Source organism: Mannheimia bovis, assembly GCF_014541205.1.
In the GTDB taxonomy this organism is placed as follows: Bacteria; Pseudomonadota; Gammaproteobacteria; order Enterobacterales; family Pasteurellaceae; genus Mannheimia; species Mannheimia bovis.
Map to the genome: position 1 here is coordinate 1,148,554 of NZ_CP061280.1, position 17,630 is coordinate 1,166,183.

At 38.6% G+C, this 17,630-nt stretch carries 15 protein-coding genes; 11 read left to right on the forward strand and 4 right to left on the reverse strand.

Translation table 11 applies throughout. The features are described from left to right. Window positions 1-463: 463 nt before the first annotated feature. Complete coding sequence (adhE, locus tag ICJ55_RS05850) at window positions 464-3,070, reverse strand: bifunctional acetaldehyde-CoA/alcohol dehydrogenase (protein ID WP_188155956.1); 2,607 nt, start codon at window positions 3,068-3,070, stop codon at window positions 464-466. Window positions 3,071-3,371: 301 nt separating this feature from the next. On the opposite strand from adhE, the gene hemC reads away from it, so the two are divergent. The 5 genes from hemC to grxB are packed head-to-tail and all read left to right on the forward strand — an operon-like array spanning window position 3,372 to window position 8,470. After that, window positions 3,372-4,310, forward strand: a complete 939-nt coding sequence (gene hemC, locus ICJ55_RS05855; protein ID WP_188155957.1) for a hydroxymethylbilane synthase — start codon at window positions 3,372-3,374, stop codon at window positions 4,308-4,310. 1 nt (window position 4,311) lies between these two features. After that, the gene (locus ICJ55_RS05860) at window positions 4,312-5,076 is read left to right on the forward strand and encodes a uroporphyrinogen-III synthase (protein WP_188155958.1); all 765 of its coding nucleotides are present in this window, start codon (window positions 4,312-4,314) and stop codon (window positions 5,074-5,076) included. A gap of 11 nt (window positions 5,077-5,087) precedes the next feature. Then, complete coding sequence (locus tag ICJ55_RS05865; protein WP_188155959.1) at window positions 5,088-6,479, forward strand: uroporphyrinogen-III C-methyltransferase; 1,392 nt, start codon at window positions 5,088-5,090, stop codon at window positions 6,477-6,479. Between the two features lie 18 nt (window positions 6,480-6,497). After that, the gene (locus tag ICJ55_RS05870; RefSeq protein WP_188155960.1) at window positions 6,498-7,763 is read left to right on the forward strand and encodes a heme biosynthesis protein HemY; all 1,266 of its coding nucleotides are present in this window, start codon (window positions 6,498-6,500) and stop codon (window positions 7,761-7,763) included. 59 nt (window positions 7,764-7,822) lie between these two features. After that, on the forward strand, window positions 7,823-8,470 hold the full coding sequence (gene grxB, locus ICJ55_RS05875; protein ID WP_188155961.1) for a glutaredoxin 2: 648 nt from the start codon (window positions 7,823-7,825) through the stop codon (window positions 8,468-8,470). Window positions 8,471-8,509: 39 nt separating this feature from the next. Here the strand turns inward: grxB and ICJ55_RS05880 are convergent, their stop codons facing one another. Continuing rightward, the gene (locus ICJ55_RS05880; protein ID WP_188155962.1) at window positions 8,510-9,373 is read right to left on the reverse strand and encodes a DUF808 domain-containing protein; all 864 of its coding nucleotides are present in this window, start codon (window positions 9,371-9,373) and stop codon (window positions 8,510-8,512) included. A gap of 71 nt (window positions 9,374-9,444) precedes the next feature. Further along, window positions 9,445-9,714: a 30S ribosomal protein S15 gene (gene rpsO / locus ICJ55_RS05885; RefSeq protein ID WP_005597777.1), complete on the reverse strand. Its 270-nt coding sequence runs from the start codon at window positions 9,712-9,714 to the stop codon at window positions 9,445-9,447. A 187-nt stretch (window positions 9,715-9,901) separates the two neighbouring features. Here rpsO and ICJ55_RS05890 point away from each other — a divergent pair, with 187 nt between their 5' ends. The 4 genes from ICJ55_RS05890 (at window position 9,902) to apbC (ending at window position 15,192) form a co-directional block, all read left to right on the forward strand. Beyond that, the gene (locus ICJ55_RS05890) at window positions 9,902-11,773 is read left to right on the forward strand and encodes a SurA N-terminal domain-containing protein (protein WP_188155963.1); all 1,872 of its coding nucleotides are present in this window, start codon (window positions 9,902-9,904) and stop codon (window positions 11,771-11,773) included. A gap of 99 nt (window positions 11,774-11,872) precedes the next feature. Next, complete coding sequence (locus ICJ55_RS05895; RefSeq protein ID WP_188155964.1) at window positions 11,873-12,523, forward strand: YchE family NAAT transporter; 651 nt, start codon at window positions 11,873-11,875, stop codon at window positions 12,521-12,523. Window positions 12,524-12,543: 20 nt separating this feature from the next. After that, window positions 12,544-14,091, forward strand: a complete 1,548-nt coding sequence (locus tag ICJ55_RS05900; RefSeq protein WP_188155965.1) for a peptide ABC transporter substrate-binding protein — start codon at window positions 12,544-12,546, stop codon at window positions 14,089-14,091. Between the two features lie 3 nt (window positions 14,092-14,094). Then, window positions 14,095-15,192: an iron-sulfur cluster carrier protein ApbC gene (apbC, locus tag ICJ55_RS05905; protein WP_188155966.1), complete on the forward strand. Its 1,098-nt coding sequence runs from the start codon at window positions 14,095-14,097 to the stop codon at window positions 15,190-15,192. A gap of 63 nt (window positions 15,193-15,255) precedes the next feature. Here apbC and ICJ55_RS05910 read toward each other — a convergent pair whose 3' ends face one another. Then, window positions 15,256-15,966, reverse strand: a complete 711-nt coding sequence (locus ICJ55_RS05910) for a 3-deoxy-D-manno-octulosonic acid kinase (protein ID WP_038643894.1) — start codon at window positions 15,964-15,966, stop codon at window positions 15,256-15,258. A 99-nt stretch (window positions 15,967-16,065) separates the two neighbouring features. Between ICJ55_RS05910 and folE the strand changes: the two genes are divergently transcribed. Both folE and truA read left to right on the forward strand, forming a co-directional pair. Beyond that, window positions 16,066-16,755 (forward strand): GTP cyclohydrolase I FolE, encoded by a 690-nt coding sequence (folE, locus tag ICJ55_RS05915; protein WP_188155967.1) that lies wholly within the window; start codon window positions 16,066-16,068, stop codon window positions 16,753-16,755. Window positions 16,756-16,827: 72 nt separating this feature from the next. Then, a complete protein-coding gene (truA, locus tag ICJ55_RS05920) occupies window positions 16,828-17,613 on the forward strand; it encodes a tRNA pseudouridine(38-40) synthase TruA (protein WP_188155968.1) in 786 nt (261 codons plus the stop codon). Window positions 17,614-17,630: the final 17 nt, after the last annotated feature.

The window sequence follows — 17,630 nt, forward strand, 5'->3', positions numbered from 1 at the left end:
TGGCTTTTTTCATATTGCAACTACGCTTATTCGCTATTAAATCACGTAAAATTTTCACGGCAACGACAACGGCACGGAAAAAGCACTTCCCTCCCCGCGGAATTTATAAAAAAATCTATCGTGTTTTCAGTTAAATTACACGTTATAGAGATCTGAAAAATCCTTGTTGAATAAAGGAGTAGTTAATATTGCGTTATTGTGATCTTAACTGAAAAAATTGCTAAAGTTTTCAGTATATTTCACGTTAAAGAGATCGAAAAATATCAGTGTAATCATTCTAACCATTGATATACAAGGCTTACTACGATTTTACGTGATGAAATATAATAAAAAGTTTTACAAAACTAAAATGCCTCCCACTATGGAGGCATTTTTTATAAATCACAAAATTTAATCGCCACTTTATCGCCATTTTTTATTTTGTGATGATGATTTATTTTGTATGTTATTGATTTGTATTGATTTATTTTCCATAAAACGCTTTGGTCATAATTTCTTCCATATCCTCGATCATTGCCAGGCGTGGATTTGCCGGTGTACATTGGTCCTCAAATGCGTGTAGTGCAAGCTCACGGCGAGCATCTAAGAATGCTTGCTCATCAACGCCTTGCTCACGTAATGACATTTTCACTCCACAACGCACGGCTAAATCGTGAACCGCTTTAGCGTAAGATTCCACCGCTTGTTCAGGTGTTTCGGCTGGTAAGCCAAGCATTCTTGCGATATCTTGGAAGCGAATATCCGCAACATAGTTAGTGTATTTTGGCCAAGTTGCTACTTTGGTTGGGCGAGTACCGTTATAGCGGATCACGTGTGGCAGTAGAATTGCGTTAGTGCGTCCGTGAATGGTGTGGAATTTACCACCAATTTTGTGTGCCATTGAGTGGCAAATACCTAAGAATGCATTGGCGAATGCCATACCTGCCATTGTGGAGGCGTTGTGCATTTTTTCACGAGCAGTTTCGTCAAACTCTTTTACCGATTTTTCGAGATTTTCGAATACTAATTTGATCGCTTGTAATGCTAAGCCGTCAGTATAGTCGTTGGCTAAAATCGAAGTATAGGCTTCGGTTGCGTGGGTTAAAACGTCTAAGCCAGTGTCTGCTGCCACGTGAGAGGGCACAGACATCACTAATGCCGGATCAACAATCGCAATCGTTGGGGTTAAAGAGTAGTCCGCTAACGGATATTTAATATCGCCATCAGTAATTACCGCAAATGGTGTTACTTCAGACCCTGTACCGGAAGTAGTTGGAATGCCAACAAATTTCGCTTTTCTGCCTAATTGTGGGAATTTGAACGCACGTTTGCGGATATCCATAAATTTCTGTACTAAATCACGGAAATCCACTTCAGGTTGTTCATAGAAGAGCCACATAATTTTCGCTGCATCCATTGGAGAGCCGCCACCTAGAGCGATGATTGTATCCGGTTGGAAGCTACGCATTAATTCCGTACCACGTTGTACAGTTTGTAGGCTTGGATTTGGTTCAACATCGGTAAAGAGTTGAATCATTACTTGATTGCGACGTTGGCGGAGTTGCTCGGTAATTCTATCCACAAAACCTAAATCCACCATTGAACGGTCGGTTACGATCATCACTTTATGTACATCGTGCATTGATTTTAAATATTGGATTGAATCACGCTCAAAGTAGATTTTTGATGGTACTTTAAACCATTGCATATTATTTCTCCGTCTGCCCACACGTTTGATGTTGATTAAGTTCACTGCACTCACGTTGTTGCCCACAGAGTTTTTACCGTAAGAGCCGCAACCTAAGGTGAGCGATGGCAGGAAAGAATTATACACATCACCGATACCGCCGAAAGTGGATGGCGAGTTCCAAATTACACGAATGGCTTTCACTCGTTCACCGAATATTTTGGCAAGCTCCTTGTTTTCGGTGTGGATCGCCGCACTATGTCCTAAACCGTGAAAGTTCACCATTGCTTCAGAGAGTTCTAAGCCGTGTTCCGTTGAGTTTGATTTGAGTAGAGCTAACACAGGTGAAAGTTTTTCACGCGTAAGTGGCTCGCCTTCGCCTACAAAAGCACACTCTGCTAATAGAATATTGGTTTTTTCAGGTACTTTAAAACCGGCTTGCTCAGCAATCCACGCAGCTGGTTTACCCACAACCGCAGCATTAAGTTTTGCCCCTGAGCAGCTTTCATCTTTGGCTTTATCAACACCGAAGATATATTTTTCAAGTAAAGCTTTTTCTTTTTTATTTACTAAGTAAACGCCGTAAGATTGCATTTCTTTGATGAAATCGTTGTAGATTTCTTTATCAACAATTGCAGCCTGTTCAGAAGCACAAATCATACCGTTGTCGAACGATTTCGACATTACGATGTCATATACCGCTTGTTTTAATTTTGCGGTTTTTTCCACATAAGCGGGTACATTACCTGCTCCAACCCCTAACGCCGGTTTACCGCAAGAGTAAGCGGCTTCCACCATTGCATTACCACCAGTAGCTAAGATGGTAGCAATGCCATGGTGTTTCATTAATGCGGAAGTACCTTCCATTGAAGGTTGTGTAATCCATTGCACACAATGTTCCGGAGCACCTGCGGCAACGGCAGCATCTCGTACAATTTGAGCAGCGTGAGCAGAACATTGTTGAGCTGATGGGTGGAAAGCAAAAACGATTGGATTACGGGTTTTGAGGGCGATTAACGCTTTAAAGATAGTGGTTGAGGTTGGGTTAGTAGTTGGGGTAATTCCGCAGACAACACCGACTGGGTCGGCTATTTCGGTAATACCTGATACATCATCTTCACTAATTACCCCTGCTGTTTTTAAATGTCGCATATTATTGACAACATACTCACAGGCGAACAGGTTTTTAGTGGCTTTGTCTTCAAATACGCCACGTCCTGTTTCTTCATAAGCGTGCATTGCTAAAATACCGTGCTTATCAAGGGCGGCAACAGAGGCTTTGGCGACAATAAAATCGACCTGCTCTTGATTTAGTTTTCTAAACTCATCAAGTGCTTTTAAGCCTTTTTCGACAAGTGAATTGACTTCCGCTTGTGCATCAAATGGTTGAGTGCTTTTAGCCATAGTTTGTTTCCTCATAAAATTTAAAATTTGATAATTTTTTTAACTGATGAAATTATTACCCAAAAGAGTTATTTTGTCGTTAAAAATTCGCAAAGTTTTATTGCTAATTTGATCTGTATCAAACTTTTTTAACGTTGTATATATGCTATAAAAGTAGGGAAATAATGATGCGAATAATTTTTTAAGAAAAAGCCTGCATTTTGATTAAACGCAAACAGAAAACAGCGATTATTTTTGGCAGTTAAGCTAAAAAAGTGTTAGGATAATTCACATTTACTATACTGTTTTAATTTTATAACTTATGAAAGATATTTTACGCATTGCAACTCGCCAAAGCCCACTTGCTTTATGGCAGGCTAATTTTGTAAAAAATGAGTTGGAAAAACATTTTCCAGAATTATCTGTCGAACTGGTTACGATGGTAACAAAAGGCGATGTGATTTTAGACACACCATTGGCAAAAATTGGCGGAAAAGGCTTGTTTGTTAAAGAGTTAGAATTAGCCTTGTTGGAAAACAGAGCAGATATTGCCGTACATTCAATGAAAGATGTGCCGATGAGTTTTCCTGAAGGTTTAGGTCTGGCAGTCATTTGCGAGCGTGAAGATCCGCGTGATGCTTTTGTTTCCAATAAATATGATAGTTTAGATGATTTACCCGAAGGGGCGATTGTTGGTACATCAAGTTTACGCCGTCAGTGTCAGTTAATGGCAAAATATCCGCATTTAGAAGTGAAATCTCTGCGTGGTAATGTTGGAACTCGTTTAAGCAAATTGGACAACAATGAATACGATGCAATTATTCTGGCTTCTGCTGGGTTAATTCGTTTAGGATTACAAGAGAGAATTCGTAGTTATCTTTTGGTGGAACAATCATTGCCGGCAGCGGGTCAAGGTGCAGTAGGGATTGAAACCCGAGTGAATGATGAGCGTGTGCTAAATTATGTTGCAAAATTAAAGCATAATTCGACCGCTTGTTGTGTGATGGCAGAGCGTGCAATGAACACCCGATTACGAGGTGGCTGCCAAGTTCCGATAGGTGGTTTTGCCACTTTAGACGGTGATGAAATTACACTAAATGCTTTAGTGGGAGCATTAGACGGTTCGCAGATTATTCGAGCCTCTGCAAAAGGGCATAAAGAAAATGCAGAGCAGTTGGGCATTTCCGTTGCGGAACAATTACTTGCACAAGGTGCAGATAAAATTTTAGCCGAAGTTTATAGCGATAATCCTATCAAATAAAATGAATGTACTTGTAACACGCCCTGATAATCGAGGGCAAGAATTGGTCGATATGCTCAATGAACGACAAATTTTTGCCGTACATCAGCCGTTATTTACGATTGAGGCGGGTAGTGAATTACCGCTATTGCCTTCTGTACTGTCTCGTCTTAAATCGGGCGATTATGTTTTTGTGGTTTCGCCAAATGCAGTGGATTATGCAGTGAAAACATTAACGGATACAGGGTTCCACTTTCGTTCGGATTTAAAATATTTTGCGGTAGGACAACGAACGGCAAAATATTTTACCGAAAAAGCTGAACAAGCGGTTATTTATCCGCTAGAATCAGAAAATAGTGAAGGTGTGTTAGCATTGCCGGATATGCAAGATTTAACTGATAAAACGATTTTGATTTTACGGGCAAATTCCGGGCGTGAGTTGTTAGCTGAAACTGCGATGTTGCGTGGGGCAAGCATTCAATATTTGGAATGTTATCGTAGAGAACCCGTTACTGTAGATATTCCGGAAAAGATTAGCGTTTGCAAGCGTTTAGGCGTGGATACTATTGTGATTACCAGTAGTGAAATTTTAAAAAGCCTTTATGAACAGACGAGAGATGATTATCGAGAATGGTTATTTGAATGTAATCTTGTGGTAGTAAGCCAGCGTATTGGTAAAATTGCCAAGCAGATGGGGTGGCAATCAGATAAAATTTTTGTATCGGATAAAGCCGATAATGTAACGTTGATGAATACATTATTATTTAAAATTGACAAATCTAACTAAGGTGGGCGAGTATGTCAAAATCAAGAAAAGTACCTGAAAAAGTAGAAAGTACGACAGAAGATGTTGTAGTAGAACACCAACAAGCGGTTGATTCTACACAATCTTTTGCAAAAAACGAGATTGAGAAAGATATTTTGAATGAGCCTATGATTGAAGAAAAAGATGTTCCGCTAAAAGAGCAAATTCCAGCTCAGGAAAAAATTACAGCAGAAGAAAAAGTGATTGTTCAGAAGTCGGGTGGAAAAGGCTTGGCATTGTTAGCCTTATTAGTTGCACTTGCGGTGGGTGGTGCTGGTCATTTTATGGCAAATAAAAAATTTAATGAGGTAGAAGCTCAAATTCAAGCCTTATCTTCTAAAGCAAATCAGCAAGCACCAGCTCAAACGGCGGTTGAAATGCCAAATTTTGATAGTGAAAAAGCTCAAATTGCAGAGCTTTCAACAAATTACCAAAAAGCATTGGATCGTATTAAAGAGCTTGAAAATGCACAAAGTGGCTATACTCAACAAATTAGCGGTTTACAGCTACAACTGCAAAAATTAAGTAATACTTCAGGTTCGGATAAAACCTTCTGGTTATTATCTGAAGCCGATTTCTTATTAAATAATGCCGCCCGTAAAGTAGTATTAGATAATGATATTAATACTGCAAAAAATCTGTTGTTAGAAGCTGATCAAGTTTTAACTCAAGTACCGAGTGCAACGAATGTGCGTGAAGCAATCAAGGCAGATTTGAATACTTTAACCAGTCTCAACAACATTGACCAAAATGCGTTAATGCAGCGTGTAGCGAATTTAACTAACCGATTAGATGATTTACCGATTTTAGAAAGTGAACAATCGCAAGCTGCTATTGCAGAAGGTCAAGTCAGTGATTCTATTGCTGATTGGGAGAAAAACTTAGAGAAAAGTGCAAGTTCGTTCTTAGATCATTTTATTCGTGTTTCTAAACGTAATGTTGCTGACGAAAAAGCCTTTGTTGCCCCTAACCAAGAGATTTACTTGCGTGAGAATATCCGTTTACGCTTACAAGTTGCGATTTTAGCAATTCCTCGTCAGCAAAGTGAATTCTATAAAAAATCACTGCAAACAGTGGGTTCTTGGGTAAGAAGTTATTTTGATACTTCAAATGAAAATGTACAAAATTTCTTAAAAGAAGTTGATGATTTGGCTGAACAAACTATTTATGTTGATGCACCAGATTCATTAGAAAGTTTAAAAGTGTTATCTCAGCAAATTAATAAAGCACCTCAACAGATTGAGAAAGTAGAAATTAAAGCTGAGAAAGAGTTGGAGCAAACAGAACCTGTGAAGCAAGAACAGGCAGAGCCTACGAAACCTGAAGAAACAGAAGAGGTTAAATCAGAGCAAGTTTCTGAACAGCCAACTCCTTCCGCACAATAATAAAAGGAGAATTAAATTATGTTTAGAACGCTCTTTTTAATGCTTTTATTATTGGCAGGCTTAATTGCAGGACCTTATATTTCAGGCAATCAAGGTTACGTTAGAATTGAAACGGCAACTACAGTTATTGAAATGAGCATTGTAATGCTTGTGGTGTTCTTTGTAGTTACGATGGCGGTAGTTTATCTGCTTGAATGGATTTTTACTAAAATTTGTCGTATGAGTAGTGGGGCTTATAATTGGTTCTCAACACGTAAGCATAAAAAAGCTCAGCAAGAAACCCTTGAAGGCTTAATGCGTATGAGTGAAGGTAACTACTCCAAAGCAGAGAAGCTATTTAGTAAAAATGCAAAACACGCAGATGAGCCTGTACTAAACCTGATTAAAGCGGCTGAAGCAGCTCAGCAAAACGGTGATGATTTAGCGGCGAATAAGTACTTAATCAAAGCCACTGAAATTGCAGGACCAAATAATATTGCGGTTGAGCTGGCTCGCACTAAAATCTTATTACAGCAAGGTAAATTACCGGCTGCTCGTACTGCGATTGACAGCTTATTAGAATTAGCTCCGCATAATGATGAAGTGCTACGCTTAGCAATTCAAATTTACAGAGAATCAAAAGCCTATATTGCTTTAGATCGCTTATTATCAGAAGTAGGGCAACGTAATTTCTTAACGCCTGTAGAGTATGCGGAATTAGAACATTTTGTTGATGATGGTTTACAAGATGAACGCTTACAAGAAGAAGGGCAAGAAGGTCTACTCACTTGGTGGGAAAATCAGCCAAATCGCCGTCGTAAATCGGTTTACAGCCGTGTTGGTGTGATTAAACGCTTAATTGACAGTGATGATCATCAATCAGCAGAAGAAATTGCGTTAGAAACCTTGAAAAAATTTGAAGATGAGCAATTATACGGATTATTTGTGCAATTAACTCGTCTACAAGTGGCTTCTGATAGCAAGTTAGTGAAAGTATTAGCTAAACGTGCAGATAAAGCAGATGTTAAATATACCGATGATTATGTAAGAGCTTTAGGCTATATTTACACCCGTAACAGTGAATATGCAAAAGCGAAAACACAGTTTGAGTTGTTATTAGCCCACGATGAATGCCAGCCAGATGATCGCATTATGGCATTACACGTTGCAGAGCAAACAAATGATTACATACTTGCAAACCGCATTCGTGAGGAGAATCTCAAACAAGTCAATATGGAGGTTCTACCTAAACCGGATGAAGTCCTCGCATTACCTGAAAATCTAGATAATGTGAAGTCATTATAATTTTAAAAATAGCAGGTTGTTCCTGCTATTTTTGTATTTTCACTTTCAAAGGAGTTGTTATGAAATTATATGTTTACGATCACTGCCCATATTGTGTAAGAGCCAGAATGGTATTTGGCTTAAAAAACTTACCCGTAGAGCAGGTAATGATTGCAAATGATGATGAAGCTACACCTGTTGGCTTAGTAGGCAAAAAAGTCGTGCCAATCTTAGTAAAAGAAGATGGTACTGCTATGCCGGAAAGTTTAGATATTGTACGTTATGTAGATACGCATTACGGAAATCCGATTATTACAGAGAATATTCGAGCTGAAATTGAAGAATGGGCTAACAACTTATCGAAAGTTTATAATCATTTATTGCTCCCTCGTTTCGTAAAATTAGACTTAGCCGAATTTGAAAAACAAAGTGCAATTGACTATTTTGTGGAGAAGAAAACAGAAAGCATCGGTGATTTTGCACAGAATTTAGCCGAAACAGACAAATACATTGCTACTGTTCAGCCATTAATTGATGAATTATCAGATCTGATTAAATCAGAGAAAGCATTGAGTGGCGAGTTATCTCTGGAAGATATTATCGTATTCCCAATGCTTAGAAATTTAACTTGTGTGAAATACATTAAATTTCCAGCAAAAGTATTAGACTACATTAATAAAATGGCAGAATTGAGTAAAATTAATTTATATTTTGCCAAAGCAATTTAAACATAAAGCGTTGGTTTTGAGAACCAACGCTTTTAAATTTTAGTGTGCTTTCTTTTTAGAAAATACTTTGATGAGTGGTAAGATAATTAAACAAGCAATAGCTCCAACAATTATACCAACCACTAAATCAACCAAGAATAAAAAATTAGGATTGATATTTAATGTTTCGACGAAATGATGAATTATCGGTAAATTATGGGTAAAGATGCCACCACCTACTAAAAACATTGCGATAGTTCCGATAACGGAAAGTCCTTTCATAAACCAAGGCATTGTAAATAATAAGCCTTTTCCGACCGCTTGTGAGAATGCACTTTTCTTTTGAATAAGCCATAAACCGATATCGTCTAATTTTACAATTAATGCGACTAAGCCATACACAAACACGGTAATACCGATTCCAATAGCAGAAAGCGATAAAATTTTGATAAGTGTAGAGGAATTTTGTAGTACCCCCAAAGCGATAATAATAATTTCTGCCGATAAAATAAAATCGGTACGAATAGCCCCTCTGATCTTATCTTTTTCCGAAAGTTCTTCTTTAGGATTGTCTTCACCTTTATGGAATAAATGATGAAGTAATTTTTCCACACCTTCAAAACATAAATAAGCTCCACCAATCATTAATAATGGAACAATTAATTGTGGAAGAAAGAATGATAAAAGTAATGCGACGGGAATTAAGATCACTTTGTTAATAAATGATCCTTTGGCAACTTCCCAAACAATGGGTAATTCACGCTCTGGAAGTACATTTTTTCCGCTTACTTGATTGGCATTTAAAGCAAGATCATCGCCAATTACGCCGGCAGTTTTTTTCGCTGCCATTTTAGTCATAATGGACACATCATCAAGAACAGCAGCAATATCATCTAATAAAGTAAATAATGACGCAAATGCCATATTTTTTCCTCGATTAAGTCTATAAAAAAGCCGAACTTTATCAGCTCGGCTCTAATATCTAAAATTTGAAATTAGCGACGTAAACCTAAACGTGCGATAGTTTCTGAATATTTAGCAAGATCAGTACGTTTTAAGTAGTCTAATAATTTACGACGGCGTGAAACCATACGTAATAAACCACGACGACCGTGGTGATCTTTTTTGTGCTCAGCAAAGTGTGCTTGTAAGTGGTTGATTTGTGCAGTTAATAATGCAATTTGAACTTCTGAAGAACCGGTATCTTTTGCATCACGACCAAATTCAGCAACGATTTTTGCTTTTGCTTCTACGCTTAGAGACATTTTTATTTCCTTTTTGTTAAGGGTTGATAATACATCAATAGCCGATCTCTAACTCAGCTATGACAGGAATTGCGAATTTTAAAGAGAAAGCGGCTAAATTTCAATAAAAATTTGCAATTTATTTCTAATGTGAGAAAGAGTATAATCAATAGCAATTTTTTATGTTTTAAGTATTAGGAATTTTTAAATGATTGAATCAATGCACGAGCGGTCAAAAGGACCGGTGTTTAAAATTATTTTTGCCTTAATCACACTTTCATTTGTTATTGGTGGAGTGGGTTCTGGTTTAATGGCGACAGATAATTCTGTGGCTAAAGTGAATGGCGAAGAAATTAGCCAACAGCTTTTTAATAATGCGGTTAATCGTCAGCAAAATATTTTAAATACCGAAATGGGCAGCCGTTTTTGGGATTTAATGGACAACCCTGAATATGCAAAACAATTTAATCAATCAGTGCTAAATAGTTTGATTGATGAAGAATTGTTACGCCAATATGCAAAAGATCTAAAATTAGGCGTGAGTGCGGAACAAATTAAATCTGAAATCGTAAACAGCCAAATGTTCCAACAAGATGGCAAATTTAGTAATGAATTATATCAACAAACCTTACGCCACAATAATTTAAGCCCTGATGCTTATGCAGCAATTGTACACGAGGGTATGTTGCAATCCCAAATTCAAGAAGGGATCGTAAGTAGTGATTTTACTGTGCCGGCACAGCAAGAAACCTTAGCAAAATTATTGCTACAACAACGTGAGGTGCGTTTAGCTGAGTTTTCAATTGCAAAAGAAATGGAAAATCAGACCGCTTCACAAGAAGAATTACAGACCTACTATGATGCGAATAAAACCAAGTTATTAGCACCTGAGAAATTAACGGTTGAATATGTAGCTTTTTCACCAAAAGATGTTGAGAGCAAAATAGATATTACTGATGAGCAAATTCAAACCTATTATGATCGCAATAAAGGCGATTATGTTACTAAAGGTGAAGCACATTTAGCCCATATTCAAGTCGCAACAGAAGCAGAGGCTCAAGCAGTTGAGCAAGAACTTAAAAACGGTGCAGATTTTGCCACTGCTGCAAAAGCAAAATCAGCAGATACATTATCAGCTAATAACGGCGGCGATTTAGGCTGGGCAAAAGCAGGCACTTTCCCGAAAGCATTTGAAGATGCAGTAGCAAATTTAGAGGTAGGGCAAGTAAGTAATCCGGTTAAAGTGGATAATGCTTACCATATTATCAAAGTGTTAGAACGCAAGCCTGAGCAAGCGATTGAGTTAGCTCAAGTAAAAGACAAAATTGCTCAAACGATTCGTCAAGAGTTAGTATTAACCGAATATTCAAATATCGCTCGTGAAATGGCAAACAGAGCTTTTGAAAATAATTCTTCACTGGAAGAAGTCGCAAAAGCCGGTAATGTGAAAGTTCAAAAAACCGAGCAATTTACTCGTGCAAATGTACCAGCTGCATTACAGAATGAGAAAGTATTAAAAGCGTTATTTGAAGGCGAGCTACGCCAAAATAAACAAAACTCTGATGCGTTAGATATCGGTACAGATACCGCCCCACAAACATTATTTGTGCGTGTGAGTGAGTACGAAGCAGAACGTCCGCAAACCTTAGAAGAAGCAAAATCAGCGGTTGAAAACTTTGTGAAAGCAGAGAAAGCGGAGAAAGCATTATTAGCTAAAGCAGAAGAAAACGTAAAAGCGTTAAATGAAGGTAAATCAGCTGAGGTGAAATTTAATGCTCCACAAACATTAGTTTATATGCAGTCAGAGGTGGAAAATCCTGCCTTAGCTCAAACAGTGTTTGCAATGAAACAAGAGCAAAATAAACCGGCTTACCAAATTGCACGTAACCAAAAAGGTGATGTTGTGATTGTAGCATTGGATAAAATTGTAGAGGGGAATACGGAACAATTTAAAGCTCTTGCTCCACAATTTGAGCAAGCTAACCAACTAATGTTGCGTAATGAGCTATTAAAAGCCCTTCGAGCAAAAGCCTCTGTAGAAATTAATGACGAGTTTATGCAACAAAACTCATCACGATAGTTTAAGTTTTGATTAAGTAAAAAAGCACTGGGTCTTGTTTAAGACCGGGTGCTTTTCCTATATAATACGGCTGAAATATCGTTATTTGAGAAAGTGTTTGTGGAAATCTTCATTAATTTTGCCATCTACCTCCAATTCTTCATTGGGTTGTTTGCTATTGTTAATCCCTTTGGTTCTTTACCTATTTTCTTCAGTATGACAGCCCACCAATATGAAGGGGAGCGAAACCGCACCAGTCTTATTACTGCTGTTTCTATTGGTGTGATTTTATTAGTCAGCCTTTATTTTGGAAATCTCATTCTAAATGCCTTTAGTATTTCACTCAGTTCTTTTAGAGTTGCAGGTGGCATTTTGATTGTCAGCATAGCAATGACGATGATTAGCGGTAAGCTCGGTGAACACAAGCAAAATAAAGAAGAGAAAAACGAAGATATTACCGAATATGAAAATATTGGTGTGGTACCACTTGCAATGCCAATTATGGCAGGACCAGGAGCAATAGGCTCAACTATTGTATGGGGAACGCGTTATCACGCTTGGGAAGACTATGTCGGCTTTAGTATTGCCATCATTATTTTTGCATTAATTTGTTATATCTTATTTCGTTACTCAGCTCCGTTAGTTAAAAAATTAGGCAAAACAGGCTCAAATGTGGTTACCCGTATTATGGGGTTAATTCTAATGGCTCTTGGTATTGAAATTATTGTGGCAGGTTTGACAACATTGTTCCCTGCACTTCTTGTTAAATAACTTATTTTGGCGAGATGCTTATGTTGAAATTGTTACAAGCGGTTAAAATTGCAAAAAAATTTGCAAAAATGACCGCTTGCGTGTTACTGCTCACCTCTTGTGATAAATTAAATAGCCCGAAACCGATCTCTCAGCCCTCTGTTCAAAGCCAGCCAAGCAGTACTGAACTCAAACGAGCTATCTATTCTGCGGTTTTCCAGCTCGATCCGCATAAAGTAAAGGTATCGGCTGATGCTGCACCGCTACTAGATTTATTGGTAGGGTTGATGGCATACAACGTAAAAGGTGATGTTGTGCCAGCCATTGCACAAAATTGGTTTACTGAAGATGAAAAGTCGTGGTTATTTATTTTAGACGATAAAGCCACTTGGTCGAACGGTGAGGCGGTTACTGCACAGGATTTTGTCGCAAGTTGGCAACGTTTGGTTGATCCCGTAAATCATTCTTTATTGGCAAAATACCTTATTTATATGGGTGTTGAAAATGCCAAAGCAATTACAGAGCAACAAAAGCCGGTTTCGGAATTAGGTGTCACCGCATTAAATGAGCATACCTTACAAATTCGCCTTAGCCAGCCAAATCGCCAGTTACCTAAAATGTTGGCACATATTGCTTTATTACCGACTTATCAAGGTAAAGATCCTAATTCAGCTGGTTTTATAAGCAATGCAGCTTACCAAATCCAACAAATAGCAGATAAAAAACTGGTATTGCAAGCACGTTCTGAAAATGTGCCGTTTCAAAATGTCGAGTATAATTTAATTACGACGATCCAAAATTATTCGCCGTTTGATATTGTAGAAAATCCGCTATCAAGCCAGAAAACTAATGTCATTAAATTTCCGCGTTTATGTTCATATTATTATGAATTTAATTTTAATGACGAGCAGCTCAGTAAGAAAGAAGTGCGGAAAGCATTAAGAGCAATGGTGGCATCGGCAAACATTGGGCAAGATTACGGTATTCCAAGCCAGTCAGTTATTCCACATAATTTAGTAAAAGACAGGGAAAAACAATGGCAGCCAATTATTGTGGAACAACTGTTAATGCAAGCAGGTGTGAGTTTGCACAATCCTTTAAAACTTACTTTGTTGTATGATAATAGTGAGATGAATAGCGATATTGCAAACCAGATTATTCGTACATTATCACAATCAGAACTATTTAATATTACGCCTAAATCGGTAGATTGGCAGACGGCTAATCAATTACGCGAGCAGAAAGATTATCAGCTAGTACGCTCCGGCTGGTGTGCAGATTATCCTGATCCGCTCATCTTTTTACAGAAATTTCATTCAGCAAGCCCGGATAATCACTCCGGTTATAAAAACGATTTAGTTGATGAAAAGTTAAATCAATTACAAGCAGAAACGCTAAACCACGAGCAACGCTCACTATTGATTAACGAGATTAACGACCAGCTTTATAACGATGTTGCAGTATTACCGTTATTTCAGTATCAACACAGAGTAGGTGTAGTTTCCTCCCTTTGGGGTATTGATTTAAGTAATGATAGCGAAGTAATTTATAGCAAGGATTTAAAACGTATTTTAGAACAAAAGGATTAACCAATGAACCAATTGACAGAACAGCAACTTGTTGAAATTAAAGGTATTTTGCAACAATTTGCTCACCCGACATTGCAAAAAGATCTTGTCGCCCTTAATGCTTTCAAAAAAGCAGAATTAGGTGGTGGCATTTTACGCATTGAAATTACAATGCCTTTTGCGTGGAACACAGCTTTTGCTGCATTAAAAGCTGAGACAGAAGAAAAACTCAAGCAAGCAACGGCTGCAAGCGGTGTAAAATGGGTATTAAATTACCAAATTGCCACCTTAAAACGTGCTAACAAGCACCCTGCGGTAAATGGAGTAAAAAATATTATTGCGGTAACCTCCGGTAAAGGCGGAGTGGGTAAATCAACCACTTCGGTAAATCTTGCGTTAGCGTTGCAAGCACAAGGGGCAAAGGTAGGGATTTTAGATGCGGATATTTACGGTCCGTCTATTCCGCATATGCTTGGTGCGAAAGATCAACGCCCGACTTCACCGGATAACAAACATATCACACCAATTACAGCTCACGGTTTGCAATCAAACTCAATTGGTTATTTGATGGAAGAAGACAATGCGACCATTTGGCGTGGACCGATGGCAAGTAGTGCATTAAGCCAATTGTTAAATGAAACGTGGTGGAATGAATTGGATTACTTGGTGATTGATATGCCACCGGGTACGGGGGATATTCAGCTTACGCTTTCACAACAAATCCCTGTAACAGGTGCGGTAGTAGTTACTACACCACAAGATATTGCATTATTAGATGCGGTAAAAGGCATTTCAATGTTTGAAAAAGTCTCTGTGCCGGTGTTGGGGGTGATTGAAAATATGTCAATGCACATTTGCTCAAATTGCGGACACTCTGAGGCGATTTTTGGCACAGGTGGGGCGGATAAAATCGCACAAAAATACGGTACGCAAGTACTTGCTCAACTGCCATTACACATTCGCCTGCGTGAAGATTTAGATAGCGGTGTGCCAACGGTTGTCGCAGCACCGGAACACGAAATCAGCCAAGCCTATTTAGCATTGGCTGAAAAAGTAGCGGCTGAGCTTTACTGGCAAGGGAGTGTTATTCCGTCTGAAATTATGATCCGTGAAGTGAAATAATTTTGCAAAAATAAATGGAAAATATATCGCTTGTAGCTGTAATGATCTTCAGGCGGTATATTTTTATCGGGCAGAGTATCCTTTCAAAACCGCCTGCCAATTTTCTTCATTAAATAGAATATTCAACCGAGTTTGTTCTTTTTTGAACGAACGCAACAGTCTATCTAAATTGCTTTGTTTCCAACTTTCACCTTGCTCAATACCACATTTGTCAAAATCAATCAGCCAAAATCTCCCCTCATTACCGAGTAAAATATTATGAATATTCAAATCAGAATGATGGACTTGATGGTTATGCAAACGGCGAATGAGTTTTCCGATCTGTTCATATTGCTCATTTGAGAGAGCTTGAGATTGCAAAATTTTGCTCAAATCCTGCGTGTTTTCCAGTTTTTCCAGCATAATGTCAGCACGATAGCAGCAAAGTGTTTTTTCTACTTTAATTGCAACAGGACGAGGTACGGGCAATCCCCAAGCTAACATTTGTTGTAACAAGAAAAATTCTTTATAAGCACGGGTATTTTCAAAACGGGTAAAAACATAGCTATCTTTAATGAATTTTCCAAACAAACCACCACGATAATAATGGCGTAGTACCACATTGATGCCGAGCTCCGGCACGGTGTTTAAAAACCACGTTGTGCCACGCCCTTTAGAAAAGCCTAACAAGCGGTCAGAATTTTCAAACGTTTTGCAATTTAATAAAGATTGCACAAATTCTGCCTGCTCTTCAGGAATAAGATCGGCATTAAAAAGATACTGAATATTTTGCATAGTTTAGAAAATAGTGATGGCTGAAATAGCCCATTTTAGAGCTATTTTTTTTGATGTCAATTTGTTAGAATTTCCAGCTTATATTTGAGAGGAAAACCAATGACAACGATCTCGCCCGAATTAAATAGTGCAGAAAATCAACTTTCGCCTGAAGCCCAAAAAGTTCGCCAAGCTTTATTGGCAAAAGGCATTGAAACGCCAACTGTTGCACATCAAAAAGATAAAGACAGCCGCCGAGCGGAAATTCAGCAACATATGCAAGCCGTATTGGAATTGCTTGGTTTAGATTTAACCGATGACAGCTTAGAAGAAACCCCTCATCGTTTGGCGAAAATGTATGTGGACGAGATTTTTAGCGGTTTAGATTACACGACTTTCCCGAAAATCACCAACATTGAGAACCGAATGAAAGTCAGCGAGATGGTGTTAGTTGATGATATTACCCTTACCTCAACTTGCGAGCATCATTTTGTAACTATTGATGGCAAAGTTGCAGTTGCTTATTACCCGAAAAAATGGGTGATTGGACTTTCAAAAATCAACCGTGTTGTGCAGTTTTTCGCTCAACGCCCACAGGTACAAGAGCGTTTTACCGAGCAAATTCTAACTGCATTCCAGACCATTTTAGAAACCGATGATGTGGCAGTGTATGTGAAAGCAACGCACTTTTGCGTGAAATGTCGTGGCGTAAAAGATACCAATAGCTATACTGTTACCTCTGCATTTGGTGGCGTGTTCTTAGAAGATAGAGAAACCCGCAAAGAATTTTTAGGCTTATTAAATAAGTAATTTTGTATTACAAGCGGTAAGATTTTTGCAAAATTTTGCAAAAATTCTACCGCTTGCTTATTGGATATTATAATGAAAATCGCATTAGGCATTGAATATGACGGCAGCCGCTATTTTGGCTGGCAGAAGCAAGAGACGGTGGAAAGCGTACAACAAAAACTAGAACAAGCCTTATCGGTTGTAGCAAATTCACCGGTGGAAGTGTTTTGTGCCGGCAGAACCGATGCCGGCGTACACGGCACAGGGCAGGTCGTGCATTTTGAAACAGAAGTTAATCGACCGCTGCAAAGCTGGTGTTTCGGCACTAATGCCCATTTGCCGGATGATATTGCGGTGAAATGGGCGGTGGAAGTCAGTGAGGATTTCCACGCTCGTTTTAGTGCCACTGCTCGCCGTTATCGTTATATTATTTATAATAGCAAATTGCGTTCAGCCATTCTGCCAAAAGGCGTAACCCATTTTCATTTCCCGCTTGATGAAAGCAAAATGCACCAAGCAGGGCAGTTTTTATTGGGCGAAAACGATTTTTCCTCTTTCCGTGCGGCAAAATGCCAATCTCATACCCCGTGGCGAAATATCCACCATCTAAATGTATTCCGCCAAGGCGATTATGTGATTGTCGATATTCAAGCCAATGCCTTTGTGCATCATATGGTCAGAAATATTGTCGGTACTTTGCTTGAAATCGGGCAGGGCAGACAGCCGGTAGAATGGGCAAAGTGGGTGCTAGAGCAACGAGATAGAGAAAAAGCCGCTCCCACAGCCAAAGCAGAAGGTTTGTATTTGGTAGAAGTGCATTATCCGGAACGTTTCGGTATTCCGAAAACGGCATTAGGCCCCCTGTTTTTGGCAGATTAATTAAGGCAAGCGGTTGA